Source organism: Nocardia otitidiscaviarum, from assembly GCF_007362295.1.
GTDB classification, from domain to species: Bacteria; Actinomycetota; Actinomycetes; order Mycobacteriales; family Mycobacteriaceae; genus Nocardia; species Nocardia otitidiscaviarum.
The window spans coordinates 2,992,408-3,004,767 of record NZ_CP041695.1 but is presented as its reverse complement, the minus strand read 5'-3'; the positions used below and the strand labels follow the sequence as shown (position 1 = coordinate 3,004,767).

General features: G+C 67.0%; 12 protein-coding genes, 1 tRNA gene and 1 pseudogene. 6 read left to right on the top strand and 8 right to left on the bottom strand.

Annotated elements, in window-relative coordinates:
- Nucleotides 1–4 precede the first annotated feature (4 nt).
- Genes FOH10_RS13190 through FOH10_RS13180 form a run of 3 tightly spaced genes read right to left on the bottom strand, consistent with a single transcriptional unit; the run spans nt 5 to nt 2,915 of the window.
- Entirely contained in the window at nt 5–370 is a 366-nt protein-coding gene (locus FOH10_RS13190) for a hypothetical protein (RefSeq protein ID WP_143980912.1), read from the bottom strand.
- The gene (locus tag FOH10_RS13185) at nt 367–1,281 is read right to left on the bottom strand and encodes a GNAT family N-acetyltransferase (RefSeq protein ID WP_143980911.1); all 915 of its coding nucleotides are present in this window, start codon (nt 1,279–1,281) and stop codon (nt 367–369) included. Before FOH10_RS13185 ends, FOH10_RS13190 begins: the two co-directional genes overlap by 4 nt.
- Nucleotides 1,278–2,915 carry an AMP-binding protein gene (locus FOH10_RS13180; RefSeq protein WP_143980910.1) on the bottom strand — a complete coding sequence of 546 codons (1,638 nt, stop codon included), beginning with the start codon at nt 2,913–2,915 and terminating at the stop codon, nt 1,278–1,280. Before FOH10_RS13180 ends, FOH10_RS13185 begins: the two co-directional genes overlap by 4 nt.
- A 117-nt stretch (nt 2,916–3,032) precedes the next feature.
- Between FOH10_RS13180 and FOH10_RS13175 the strand changes: the two genes are divergently transcribed.
- From FOH10_RS13175 to FOH10_RS13160, 4 genes are all read left to right on the top strand, one after another.
- On the top strand, nt 3,033–4,184 hold the full coding sequence (locus tag FOH10_RS13175) for a hypothetical protein (protein WP_143980909.1): 1,152 nt from the start codon (nt 3,033–3,035) through the stop codon (nt 4,182–4,184).
- A gap of 176 nt (nt 4,185–4,360) precedes the next feature.
- Nucleotides 4,361–6,028 carry a BCCT family transporter gene (locus FOH10_RS13170; RefSeq protein ID WP_308212877.1) on the top strand — a complete coding sequence of 556 codons (1,668 nt, stop codon included), beginning with the start codon at nt 4,361–4,363 and terminating at the stop codon, nt 6,026–6,028.
- Nucleotides 6,029–6,105: 77 nt separating this feature from the next.
- On the top strand, nt 6,106–6,315 hold the full coding sequence (locus tag FOH10_RS13165) for a hypothetical protein (protein ID WP_029927731.1): 210 nt from the start codon (nt 6,106–6,108) through the stop codon (nt 6,313–6,315).
- Complete coding sequence (locus FOH10_RS13160) at nt 6,312–6,626, top strand: hypothetical protein (RefSeq protein ID WP_143980908.1); 315 nt, start codon at nt 6,312–6,314, stop codon at nt 6,624–6,626. The genes FOH10_RS13165 and FOH10_RS13160 overlap by 4 nt, the downstream gene beginning before the upstream one ends.
- Nucleotides 6,627–6,828: 202 nt before the next feature.
- On the opposite strand, the gene FOH10_RS13155 is transcribed toward FOH10_RS13160, so the two are convergent.
- The 4 genes and pseudogenes from FOH10_RS13155 to mihF form a co-directional block, all read right to left on the bottom strand.
- A complete protein-coding gene (locus FOH10_RS13155; RefSeq protein WP_143980907.1) occupies nt 6,829–8,040 on the bottom strand; it encodes an SNIPE associated domain-containing protein in 1,212 nt (403 codons plus the stop codon).
- Nucleotides 8,037–9,302: a hypothetical protein gene (locus FOH10_RS35615; protein WP_244961946.1), complete on the bottom strand. Its 1,266-nt coding sequence runs from the start codon at nt 9,300–9,302 to the stop codon at nt 8,037–8,039. Before FOH10_RS35615 ends, FOH10_RS13155 begins: the two co-directional genes overlap by 4 nt.
- 200 nt (nt 9,303–9,502) lie before the next feature.
- A tRNA-Leu gene (locus FOH10_RS13145) sits at nt 9,503–9,587 on the bottom strand.
- Between the two features lie 194 nt (nt 9,588–9,781).
- Nucleotides 9,782–10,095: pseudogene (gene mihF / locus FOH10_RS13140) on the bottom strand (integration host factor, actinobacterial type).
- Between the two features lie 378 nt (nt 10,096–10,473).
- Here mihF and FOH10_RS13135 point away from each other — a divergent pair.
- Together FOH10_RS13135 and FOH10_RS13130 are read left to right on the top strand one after the other, a co-directional pair.
- On the top strand, nt 10,474–11,319 hold the full coding sequence (locus FOH10_RS13135; RefSeq protein ID WP_143980905.1) for a tetratricopeptide repeat protein: 846 nt from the start codon (nt 10,474–10,476) through the stop codon (nt 11,317–11,319).
- Between the two features lie 171 nt (nt 11,320–11,490).
- Complete coding sequence (locus FOH10_RS13130; RefSeq protein WP_029927746.1) at nt 11,491–11,805, top strand: hypothetical protein; 315 nt, start codon at nt 11,491–11,493, stop codon at nt 11,803–11,805.
- Nucleotides 11,806–11,849: 44 nt separating this feature from the next.
- Here FOH10_RS13130 and FOH10_RS13125 read toward each other — a convergent pair whose 3' ends face one another.
- Complete coding sequence (locus FOH10_RS13125; protein ID WP_221937962.1) at nt 11,850–12,350, bottom strand: nitroreductase/quinone reductase family protein; 501 nt, start codon at nt 12,348–12,350, stop codon at nt 11,850–11,852.
- Between the last annotated feature and the right edge of the window lie 10 nt (nt 12,351–12,360).

Sequence of the window (12,360 nt, the reverse complement as noted above, 5' to 3'; positions counted from 1 at the left end):
GCACTCACCCGCACTTGTACGTGCCGTGGTAGGCGTCCTGCCTGCCCCAGGTGACGCGGTCGCGGCCACCGGCTGGGGTGTGCCGACAGTCGAAGTTGGGGCCGTCCTTGTCGACGAACCAGTTGACGCCGTAGCTGCACCTGTTCGTGACGTCCACTTTGTGTTGGCGCCAATCGGTCGAGTGGCGCACATCGACGCACGCCGGCAACGGAGTGCGAGCCTGGGCGGCCTCGGCCCCCTGGGCGGAGAACGACTCGGGCATGGAGGGCGCGGCGTCCTGGGCGGACGCACCGGCCGGTGCGAGCGCCGCGGCGGCAACGCCCAGACTCGATGCGCCGACCAGCATCCTGCGGCGAACGGTTGACTTCATGACGGTTTCCTCTCCTTGCGATCCGAGGTCGGTTCCCCGGACGACTGATCCGCGTAGACCGCGCAGACGTACTGGTCCCAGTGGCGACCCGCGTAATAGACGTGGTCGCGCAATCGACCCTCGATCCGGAAGTACCGGCCCTCGCCACTGCTCAGCCGCGGCCAGTTGTATCCGGGAACCTCCAGGTAGAGCTTGCGAAAGGGGAAGGTGTGGAACAGATACCGGACGAAGAGGGCCGTCACCTCGGCAGCCAGTCCGGTTCCGGCGTACCTCGGCTCGAACACGGCGCCGACGTACGCGTGACCGAAACTCCGATCGGCGCTGTAGGCGACCACGTGTCCGGCCGGTTGCTTGTCGTCCACACGCCGCACGAGGAACTGGGTGAGCACCTGCGCCCACAGTTCCTCGACGAAGCGTTCGGGTGCGGGCGGCACCCCGCGATATCGCCAGCGGAAGCAGTTCTCCGGGCGCACGGCCAGCGCGTAGAGGTATTCGGTGTCGGCCGGTTGGAGGGCGTCGAGCCGGAATACCGAGGTCTCCAGGACCGGAGCGAGCGGATCGGCCGGTGGGGGCGGCGGACTCGGCACCCGATGCGGGCCCGACGACGATCCGTCGGGTGCTCGGATGGTGAGTTCGACACGTTGGCCCGCAACGCTTTCCGCGAGCGACAGCAGATCGCCGACGGTGCCGCGCCGCCCCTGGTCGGTCCGCACGCGCACACCGTGCGAGACCAGCCATGCCGACAGGGTCATCATGCCGAGGCTGTCCACACCGAGGTCTTCGACCAGGCGCGCCGTATCCGGCAGCGACGCGGGCTCGTGGCGCAATACGTCCGCGAGTTCAGCGCGCAGCGCTTCCCGGTTCGCCGCCGACGCAGGCGTATCGGGTCCGATGCGGTCGGTCCTGGTCACTGGACTGTCCTCTCCCTCGAGTGCGGCGCTTCGGCCGCGAAGCGTCGGCGGGCTTCGGCGCGACGCACCTTCCCCGACGAGGTCCTGGGCAGGCCACCGCGCGGCACGACGATGACGGCGTACGGGCGCGAGCCCACTGCGTCGAACACCGCCGCGGCAACGGCGCGGCGCAGCTCGTCGGTGTCGTCACCGTTCGCCTCCACAGCGACCACGAGGTCGTCGCCGAACGCGCCGGGTATCCCGAAGGCGGCGACCCGGCCGGGACGCATGCCCGGGATCTGAGCCGCCACCGCCTCGATGTCCTGGGGAAAGATGTTGCGGCCGCAGAGGATCAGCATGTCCTTCGCCCGACCGCACACGACCAGCTGTCGATCGTCGGTCAGATACCCGATGTCGCCCGTGCGCAGCCAGCCGGCGCGGACGACGGAGGGACCGCGAATCTCGATGTGGCCGACGACCCGTGCGGCGACCGGCGTACCCGACAACGCGCCCACAATGCGTATCGAGGTGTCGCGCACCGCGGGGCCGAGCTTCACCAGTCGCCGGACCGGGACACCGGGCGCGGCCGGTATCGCGCGCCCGGCCGATTCCAAGACGTATGCATCGACCTCGTCCACGCCGATCCCGGTACCGGGAGGCGAGATGGTCACCGCGACGGTGGCCTCGGCGAGTCCGTAGGCCGGCACGACCACCGACGGACGCAGACCGCACCGCGTCGCCGCCGCGGTGAAGCGCGCCATGGTGTCGGGGTTCACCGGTTCACCGCCGCTGATGAGCAGTCGAAGCGAGCTCAGATCGAGCCGCGAGTCTCCGGCCAGAACGCGGGCCGTCAACTCGTACGCGAAGTTCGGGGCGCCCGATGCCGTGATCCGGTACCGCGCGATGGCCTCCGCCCAGGACTCCGGCCGTCGGGCGAAGGCGAGCGGGGATTGCAGCACGAGCTCGCCGCCGTACGACATCGGCACTGCCAGGAAGCAGATCAATCCCAGGTCGTGGTAGAGCGGCAGCCAACTCAGGACGCGCTCGGGGTAGCCGCCGTCGTAACCCACGGCCGCCGCGATCGCCGCGATATTGGCGGACAGGTGCGCGTGCGAGACGGCGACGCCGCGGGGGGCTCGCGTGGAGCCGCTGGTGTACTGCAGCAGCGCGAGGCTTTCCGGAGCGGGGCGGGGCGGGGTGATGGGCTCGGCGGTCGCGGCCGCGGTGACGAGATCGGCGAGCGGCAGTACACGTGCCGGCACGAGTCGGGTGACGGACGCGATCCGGGTGTCCACGATCACGAGGTCGAGCCGAGCGTCGCCGACCATGGCGGCCACGGTCCGCGCGTGCACACCCGGTGAGCCGGGCAGGACGGCGGGCAGCATCGTTGCCGCCGCGCCGCCCAGCCAGACCGCCTGCAAGGCTGCGACGAGCTCGACGCTCGTGTCACCCAGCAGACCCACCCGCCGGTTCGGGCCGATTCCATGGGCCCGCAACACGGTTGCCAGCCGGAGTGCCCGCCGGTGCACGGCAGCCCAGGAGACGGCCGCTCCGGGGTTGTCCCCATCGAGCACGGTCAGAGTCGCGTCGCCCGCGTTGCGCACGATCGCGTCGACGACGGTGGCGGGCCGCGAGCCTGCGTGGCTGGTCGTCATGGTCGAATCCCGTCCTCGGTGGTGGTACCGCTCCAGAATCAGGCGGTCGGCCGCGGCGACCGGACATTCTGGACAACTTTGGACAGGGTTGGCCACAATACGACCAGGGAGGTCCGCATGGCCGATCCTCTGGACGAATTGCGTGTTCTCAAAACACAATTGCGGGCACTGCGTTGGATGACACAGGTCGACTCCCTCATGACGCTCGCGCGAGCGTCCGCCCGGGGACCGGGCGCTCGCGGCGGTATCAGCAAAGCCACCATCGGCAATATCATCAATCCGGACAACCCGACGATGCCGCGGTGGGAGACCTACGAGATCTTCGTCGACACCTGCCTGCGGCTCATCGATCAGGCCGGGGTCGAGCCGCCCGCCGACGGCGCTGATCGGCGGATCTGGCGGCAGCGCTACATCCGCGTCCGAGATGCACTGGGCGACAACGACGCGACGAACGGGGCTGGGGACGGCCCAGCGGGCGCGGGGGTGCCGACACCGGTGGAGCCCGGTGCGGCCCTACCGGATTCCGACCACGGGCCCGAGGTCACTTCGCATCGGCCCCGACGCGGACCGCTACGGCTCGCGGCCGCGGCCGTACTGGCGGTCGTTGCCGCCGTCGTCGGGTGGCAGCAGGTTACCCGTGAGCCCGGATCCCGCGGCGCCCAACCGGTTTCAGCTCCGTCCTTCTGCTCGGAGCTGAGTGGTCGGATGATCTTGGAAGAAGGTTTCGACGACTCCGATGCCGACTGGCCGCACCATCCCGGCCGAACCGAGTACGCCGCCGGCTCCTATCGCTTGACGGCCCTGTCCGGAACCCAAACGGTCTATGCCGACGTACCCGTGCCGAGTTCGACGGATGCGTGTGCCGAAGCCGTGGTGCGTCGGGAATCGGGATCCGGAGGGTTCGGGCTGACCTGCCGTGGAGAGCCGGAGCCCGCCGGTCGCCGCTATCTGTTCTCGGTGAGCAGCACCGGACACTGGGGCATCTCGATGGTTCTGCCCGCCGAGTCGAGAGTCGCCGTCCTGGCCTCCCGGGACCACCTGCCCGGACTGGACCTGAACCTGGACACTCGAATCGGCGCCTCCTGCCGTACCACCGACTACGGCACGGAACTGATGGTCAGCGTGAACGGTGATCGAATCAGATACCTCGATCCACAATCGCAGCTGACCGGAGGCCGGTTGGGTGTGGCCGGATGGACGTGGCTGATGGAACCGGGCAGCAGCTCGAGTTTCCTGATCGAGGAGATCCGGATCTGGGAGTTGTCCTGACCGTGGTGGAGCCCACCACCACCCGCGTGGGGGAGTGCGCCCGATTCCGTGGAGGAAACGCGGCAGTCCCGGCCGGGTCACGGGATCACAACGAGGTCGGTCGGCTCGGCGTGGGGTCAAGCATCCTTGTCACATACTCGGCTGAACCCCTGCTTCCGGCTGGAAGGTCGATCGCCGTGCGTGACAACGAGACCCCACCGCACCAGCGTCGCATGTACACCCGGTTCGGGCTGTGGACCGACCCCGCGATCTTCTTCGTCTCGGCGGGGGTCGTCATCGGGTTCGTGATCTTCGCCATCCTGTTCACCGATCAGCTGGACCGGGGCGCGACCGCCGCCAAGGACTGGGTCGTCACCAATCTGAGCTGGTTCTTCATTTTCAGCGTCACGGCCATGCTGGTGTTCCTGATCTGGATCGCGCTGAGCAAGTACGGCAATGTCCGCCTCGGAGCGCAGGATTCGAAACCCGAATACAGCAACCTGTCCTGGTTCGCCATGCTGTTCGCCGCCGGTATCGGCACCGTACTCATGTTCTGGGGTGTGGCCGAACCGATTTCGCACTTCGGCGATCCACCGCGGGAAGGGGTGGAACCGAAATCGGTCGAGGCCGCCGACGATGCCATGGCATTCGCGCTGTACCACCTGGGACTGCACACCTGGGCCATCTTCTGCCTGCCGGCGCTCGCGTTCGCCTATTTCATCTATCGGCGCGGGCTGCCGATGCGCATGAGTTCGGCCTTCCATCCGCTCATCGGGGACCGCATCTACGGGCCGATCGGCAAGGCCATCGATATCGTCGCGGTGATCGGCACGCTGTTCGGCGTGGCCACCTCGATCGGACTGGGCACCCTGCAGATCAACAGCGGGCTGAACTACCTCAGCGATTCCATCCCCATCGGCAAGACGCAGCAGGTCATCATTATCGCGGTCGTGACGCTCATCGCCACCGGCTCGATCGTCGCGGGTATGGACAAGGGCGTGAAGCGGCTGTCCAATCTGAATATCGGCATGGCCGTCGGCCTGATGATCTTCGTCTTCCTGGCCGGTTCGACGCTGTTCCTCGCCCGCGGCATCTTCCAGACCTTCGGCACCTACCTCACCGAGATCATCCCGCTCGCCTTCTGGAACGACACCTACGCCGACCTGCTGGAGAATCGGAGCTGGGGCTGGCAGGGCGATTGGACGGTGTTCTACTGGGCGTGGACGATCACCTGGGCGCCCTTCGTGGGCATCTTCGTCGCGCGGATCTCCCGCGGGCGCACGATCCGTGAGTTCGTGCTCGGTGTGTTGGTCGCGCCGACCGCCTTCACCGTCGTGTGGTTCTCCATTTTCGGGCTGTCCGCCTTCGATATCGAGATCAACGGTTCCGGCGGGCTGGTCGCGGAGATGGATACCGAGTCCGGTGGCCGCGGTGCGCCGTACGCCCTGTTCACCTTCCTGCAGGAGTTCCCGCTACCCACCCTGATGGTGGCGCTGGCGGTACTGATCGTGGTCATCTTCTTCACCACCTCCTCGGACTCGGCCTCCCTGGTCGTCGACATGCTGTGCACGGGTGAGCAGGAGAAGAAGAGCCCGGTGCGGCAGCGCGTGTTCTGGGCGATTCTGGAGGGCGTGGTCGGGGCCACGCTGCTGGTCGCCACGGTGGGAGCCAGCGGGTTGGCCGCGCTACAGCAGACCATCACCATCGCCGGGCTGCCATTCCATGTACTGACCTTCTTCATGATGTGGGCACTGGTGCGCGCCCTGCGACGGGATGTCGAAGTGCTCGAGGTACGCCCCCGCGCAACCACTGCCGGTCCCTCGGACGCGAAGCCATCGGCTGACGAACCACACGACAGCAGGTGATCCGCTCTGGGACAGGCTCCGGATCCGCGGGCACGTCGGGGTTGCTACGGTAAAGCGTCACGCTTTACCGTGGTGATATGGCGAAACTGAACATCAGTCTCCCGGACGCGACGGCCGAGGCGCTGCGCGCCAGCGCGCAGGGCAACGTCAGTGCTGAAATCAATCGGGCCGTTCTGCAGCGACTCGCGGACAAGGAGATGCGGCGTATTGCCGCTCATGAGAAGGCGAACCCGCCCAAACACAGCGATTCCGACCTGCTGCGCATCGGTATGGGCCTGCCCTTGTGAGGGAGCTGCGTCAAGGCGACATATACACCATCGCCACCGGTGATGGCTACCTGACGGTTGTGATCGTTGATGGTCCGGCACTGCTGCGCCATCGCGATGTCGCTGTGGCGGTGCCGGTCGTCGACGCTCGGGAAATGCCACAGGATCTGCGGATCTTTACGGTCGGCTGGGATCAGGGCCGCGTACTGGCGGTGCATCGGTTCATCCCGTGCGTGCGCGCCGTGCTGGAATCAGGGACCTACGACGGGACGGTGACTCAGGAGATGCTCGACTTCATCAAGATGGTGCTGGCCGTGAGGTTCGACCTGTGACGACGACAGCCGTGACGCCGACGGCAAACAATTGCCCGCCGGTATAGGCCCGGCGCTGGATCTGAACGATGGCCCTGTGACCGATCCGCAGCGCCTGATGCCGTACTTGCTCAGCACCGTCGCGGACCCGGCTCCGCGCCGCCGGTCGATCGATCTCATGAACGGGAAGCCCTGTCGTCGGTGGTGAGGACGCGCAACCACATCACCGAGGCCGAGCAGGGTCGCGGCCGGCTTCGGACTTGACGGTCGGCCAGTACCGCCTGGATTGAAAGTACTGTGTGGCCTCGGGTGAGTCGTTGTAGTCGAGGAGGTTTCCCACCTTCTTCGCGAGCACTCGACGTACTTCCTCGGGGCTGGCGAAGAAGAACTCCCGGCGAACATTCGCGTGGTTCAGCCGCACCGCGGCGAACTCCTTGTGCAGCTCGTTCTCGAGAGTGACCGCGTCGTCGGAGAAATAGACGGCGTGGACGTCGAACGGGAACGGAACGGACGCGCCGCCGAGTTCGCGGACGCGGTCGAGTGGTTCGAGCCGGCGCGTCAACCCGATCTTGACGACGTTGGGACCGAAGGCACCGATATTGGAGATGACGTAGACATAGCCTGCTCGGATGTTTGCCGCACGGTAATCGTTCTGGGCGATCGCGTCGGCGATTCGAGTGAGTTGGTCTTCGATGTCGCGGGTGTCCTGCCCTGTGGTCTCGAGCCGTTGTAGCACGGCTTGGTAGTGGGCTTGCTCTTTCTCGAGTCGCTCACGTTCGGCGGCTAGTTCTTGTTCCACCTTGCGTTGCTCGCGCAAGCGCTCACGCTCCTCGCGAGCGGCTTCTCGCTCCTCCTGCACCTTCATCATGTAGTCGGCGGTGAGTTCCAGCTCTTTGATCCGCAACGTGTGGTAGGCGGCCGAAATGTGCATCTGCATTGCGGCACCGAGTTTTTCGATATCCTTGGCAGCCTTGTCGAGCCGTCGTGCGGCGGTTTCCAGGTTGCCGGCTCGGATCGTTCGAACGCAGTTCTCCGCCTCGGCGTTGTATGCCCGCAGCATGAGCTTGGAAAGATCGGCGGTCAACCGCCGCCCCTCGGCGAGGGAATTGTTGAAGCTGAACTTCTTGGCCACCACGATAGCGTCGCCAGCCTTCACGGCTTCTCGCACATCGGCGCGCAACTCGGCCAGGGCTTGTTTGTAACTGTCGGCATTCTCCAGGGGATGGTGGTACTCGTAGATTCCCACCTCTTGCAGCACCAGTGCGTCGTCCACGGTGACGAGCAGCGCGTCCGTCGGCGGCGCGACGGGTGAGGTCCGTAGGGCTTGCAGTTGTGCGGTGAGTTCATCGACGCGGTCGTGGAGCTCGGCGGATTCACGTTCCTTGACGATGAGCATTTTCCGCAGCGCGACGATCGCGGCTTGGGGGTCGTTCATCCGCGCACTCCGTGGTCGGCCAGGGGCGTCAGCCCGTGGGGATTCTTCGATACCGCGGCCGAGAGGTGAGCCAACGTGGCCGCGGGATCCACCCGTGCGAGATCGATCGACAGGAAGTCGGCGCGGTCGGTGGCCAGTCGGACGAGGTCGATGCGGGTGTCGTGCCCGGTAGCGGCATCGACCGCGTCGACAGCGACGGTGAGTGCGATGCTGTCGATGACCTGCTCGCGATCCGCTTCGAATACTTCGTGTGCTGTCCGCAACGCGGTCTGCGCGATCGCCGCGGCGTAGCGGCGCTTGACCTCGGCGGTCGGCAACGGCGTTTCGGTGATCTCGTCGGTAGTTTTGTTGTAGCGGAACGTTTTCGTGGTCGGGAAGGCGTCGGGATGCGGAGCCAGCACCGTGACGCTCAGTTCACGGTCGCTCGCAGCGAAGGAGTGCTCGTAGGACACCTCGAAAGATTCGGGATAGACCGAATTGGCCAGAACGATGCCGACGTATTCCTCCATCGCGTCGGGTCGACGCTCGCGTAACCCAGCGATGAGCCGATCCAGGCGCGCGTTCGATTCGTCGACCTGTCGACGACGTTCAGCGCCTGCGTGCTCCAGTCGGCGCCGAGCTTGCTCCAACTCCGCGACACGCTCGGCTTCCTGCTGCCGCCACCGGGCGCGCAGGTCCGCGTTCACGGCGCAGGTTCGCACGAGCATCAACTCCCACTGCCGCACAGCGTCGAGGTACTCGCGGTGCGCCGACTCCATCTGGGCGGCATGCCTGCGATTTCCGCCGAGAGCGCCGCTGATGCCTGTCGGCGGGGCCGGCGGTATGAAGATCGGGCGATCCGGCGGCGCCTGGTAGCGCGGGGCGGGTACCGGAGAGAGCAGATCGGGACGATCGAATGGTGGATCTGTGGCCGATTCGCGCAGTGACTCCAGATCGACCCAGTCATCGACTTCCAGCGTGGCATCGAGCAGATGTGCGATCGCGTCGTAGGTGGCGGCGAGCTGTGCGTTCTTCTCCTCGGTCACCGCCTCTCTGGCAGCGATGTGGGCGAGTTTCGCGGCTTTCTCCGCTGCCGCACGTTCAGCGGCCGAGGCCCGCATGGCCGCCGCTGCGGCTCGCTCCTGCTCCCGCGCGTGGCGTTGCGCTTCCCTGACAGCCATGGTGTGGGCACGCATCGCGGCCCGTTGCTGCTGCGCCTGCCGTTGCTGTGCCAGCCTCTGCTGGTGCTGCAGTTCCGCGAAGAACCCCCTGCGCCGCGCCACCCCGCACACCCCATTCCACGACTTGGACCTGAGCCGGCCGGACAACCACAGCTCACAGTCACTGTCGTGGCGGAGTCAACGGCGTTACAAGCGCCGCCTTCCGGCCACTCGTTTACCGGTGCTCGCCATGGCGGAAACGCAAAAGTCCCCGACCGCGGTCGGGGACTTTTTATATGTAACCGCCGGTTACATATACTCTGTGTCCGGAGGGGGACTTGAACCCCCACGCCCTAATACGGGCACTAGCACCTCAAGCTAGCGCGTCTGCCATTCCGCCACCCGGACCGGTGGTGCTCAGCAAGGTTATCGGATCGGACCGTATGGACCAAATCGGCCCCGAGCGGGGCGTGTGGCGCCGGTGGAGCGGTGGTCGGGAGTGGTTGCCGCCGGGTCGGATTGCGTGGCGACCGGGCGGCCCCCCGAGGCTGACGGTATTGGTGGCGAGGGGTCGCCACCATCCGTCCGGTTGACGCCGGGCGTCAGTTGTTGAGCGCCTCCAGCAGCGCGGCGCGCTGGCGCGAGCCCAGACCACCGATGCGGCGGTCGGCCGGGATCTCGGCCTCGTCCATCAGCTTGGCCGCCTTGACCGGGCCGATGCCCGGCAGCGCCTTGATGACGGCGGCGACCTTGGTCTTCTTGACCAGGTCTTCCTTATCGGCGCGCTTGAGCACCTCGGCCAGGCTGACCGAGCCCTTCTTGACCTGCGCGATGAGCTCCGAACGAGCCTTGCGAACAGCGGCGGCCTTGGCCAGCGCCTCGGAGCGTTGTTCGGGGTCATGGTAGGCAGAGCCATATGTAGTTCCCTTTCACTCGTCGCTGGTACGTCGGCGTCGATTCAACATCACGACTGGCCGGGCGCAAGTTCGACACACCGCGCGGACCTGGGAGTCTCGTATGGGCGTGTCGATGCGGGTGCGGCGGCCGGGACGGGTGGGGACGGCATTTCAGGTGGGGTTGACGGGAATTCGGCGGGTCCACATGATCATCGAAAAGTGCAGGGGTAACTGATCTTTCGCTGATCACCGCCCCGACCGCGACCGGCCGTTCGGACTGTTCGGACAGGCGACCAGCCGTTTGCCGGCGACCTCTCCTGGCAAATGCGGGACATACCGGCGGGCGGTGGTACTACGGTGTGCCGGTATCGCGACGAGCACCGGTGGAAGGCGGGCGCATGAGCAGGTCGTATCCGTACGCCGAGTGGAGAAGCACGGCGCCACCCCTGGCGGACCGATACGACAGCGCCGAACCCCTGGACTGGAACGGCCGCACCGTGTACCCGGTGCACAGTGAACCGCTCGACACCGATCCGTGCATCGTCACGCTCACCCTGCGCTCGTCCGCACCGCCGGAGGGCGTGCGCAGCCTCGGCGTCGGACTGTCCGTGACCGGTGGGCACGTCGTACTGGACGGGCGGCAGCTGCCCGGCGTGGATGTGTGGAGCGACGCCATGACCGGGGGAGTCGCCCTGCGGCTGTGCCGCACCGACGGCACGGGATCGTTCTCGCTCACCCCCGTCTGGGTCGACGACACCGACACCACCGTGTCCTGGACCGGCAACTACGGCATGCTCGTCGAACGCACGCCCGCCGCCACGGTGCTGCGGTGCAGCACCGGCGTCGGCGCGCCCAACTTCACCGAACTCGTCGTGGAGCTGTGCACCGGCACCGCCGCCGCCCTCCCCGAACCCCGCCCGGCCGCCGACGCCAGCCGCTACCGCGACGCCCTCTACGACCTGGGCGTGGCCATGCACGGGCGCGGCGAGGAAGACCAGGCGTGCCAACTGTGGACCCAGGCCGCCGGATTCGGCCATATCGGAGCCGCCTGGGATCTCGGCGTCGTCCGCTACCGCCGCGGCGAATACGCCGACGCCGCGCACTGGTGGCGCATGGCCGCCGACCACGGCGACGCCCGCGCCATGAGCGGACTCGCCGAAGTGCTGGAACGGATGGGCAACACCAGCGAAGCCCGCGTCTGGCGCGCCGCCTGCACCGCCGAAGCCCAGAGCCCCCGCCCCTGAACCGGCGCACGAGGGGGAATCGGTGGCGGGCGGCTTCCGCACATCGCCGCCACCGATTCCCCCTCGCGGCGCCCGGCGCGGCGTGCGCGCACGGGTGGGCGAGGTGCGTTTACGCTGGCTGGCGATCGTGGCGGGACCCCTACCGCCGCGCGGTGAACCAGAGGAACGAACATGAAGACCACGACGACGGCCGCCGCGGCGGCCCTCGTTCTCGGCGTCACCCTGCTGAGTGGCTGCTCCGACGTCGAACGGGCCCTCAACAAGGGCGGCGACACCAAATGCAGCGACTATCTCGCCCAGGACGCCGACACGCAGCGCGTGACCGTCACCAAATTCATCAAGCAGCAGACCAATACCGAGAACGAGCCCACCGGCACCTCGGTCGACTTCACCATGGCCGCCGTACAGGCGCTCTGCTCGGTGCAGGCCAACGCCGACACCCCGATCAAGAACGCCGATATCGCGGGCATCTTCTTCAACAAGTGATCCGGCGACAGTGATCCGGCGCGGGCACGGGCGACCGTGCCCGGCTACGCCAGCGGCGTGAGGCGGATGACGACGCCGCCCTGTTGCCAGGACTGGTAGATATCGGCTTTGCAGGGGGAGCCGTCGGGGTTGTAGCCGATGCCGTTGAAGGCGGCGTTCTGCTTGTTGTCGCGCGCGACGATCTCATACAGCTCCATGACCGACCGCTCGTCCTCGGCGACGTCGGCGAGCATCGGGGTGGGGGAGCCACCCATGGACACCTCCACGGGGACATTGCCGCGCAGGTTCTTGACCCAGGGCCGCAGATTGGTGCCGACCAGGAGTTGGCCGTCGTGGCGGGTGTAGGCGATGGGGATGTCGTAGACCTTGCCGGACTTTCGGCCCTTCACATGCAGCGTGGCCAACCGCTTGCCGACGAGCTTGGACAGCAGGGGGACCCGCAGCAGGCCGCGCACGATGCTGTTGAACCGGGCCTGGTGTTTGCCGAGCGGCCGCGGGCCGTCGGTGGTCGGCGTTCCGTAGGGGTTCTCGGACGATGAGCTCATCGCGGCGCTC

What these genes read in the sequence shown, in the direction of transcription:
- FOH10_RS13155 (WP_143980907.1), bottom strand. Translation starts at nt 8,040, where the DNA reads ATGAACGACCCCCAAGCCGCGATCGTCGCGCTGCGGAAAATGCTCATC.
- FOH10_RS13165 (WP_029927731.1), top strand. Translation starts at nt 6,106, where the DNA reads ATGGCGAAACTGAACATCAGTCTCCCGGACGCGACGGCCGAGGCGCTG.
- FOH10_RS13180 (WP_143980910.1), bottom strand. Translation starts at nt 2,915, where the DNA reads ATGACGACCAGCCACGCAGGCTCGCGGCCCGCCACCGTCGTCGACGCG.
- FOH10_RS13175 (WP_143980909.1), top strand. Translation starts at nt 3,033, where the DNA reads ATGGCCGATCCTCTGGACGAATTGCGTGTTCTCAAAACACAATTGCGG.
- FOH10_RS13125 (WP_221937962.1), bottom strand. Translation starts at nt 12,350, where the DNA reads ATGAGCTCATCGTCCGAGAACCCCTACGGAACGCCGACCACCGACGGC.
- FOH10_RS13190 (WP_143980912.1), bottom strand. Translation starts at nt 370, where the DNA reads ATGAAGTCAACCGTTCGCCGCAGGATGCTGGTCGGCGCATCGAGTCTG.
- FOH10_RS13135 (WP_143980905.1), top strand. Translation starts at nt 10,474, where the DNA reads ATGAGCAGGTCGTATCCGTACGCCGAGTGGAGAAGCACGGCGCCACCC.
- FOH10_RS13130 (WP_029927746.1), top strand. Translation starts at nt 11,491, where the DNA reads ATGAAGACCACGACGACGGCCGCCGCGGCGGCCCTCGTTCTCGGCGTC.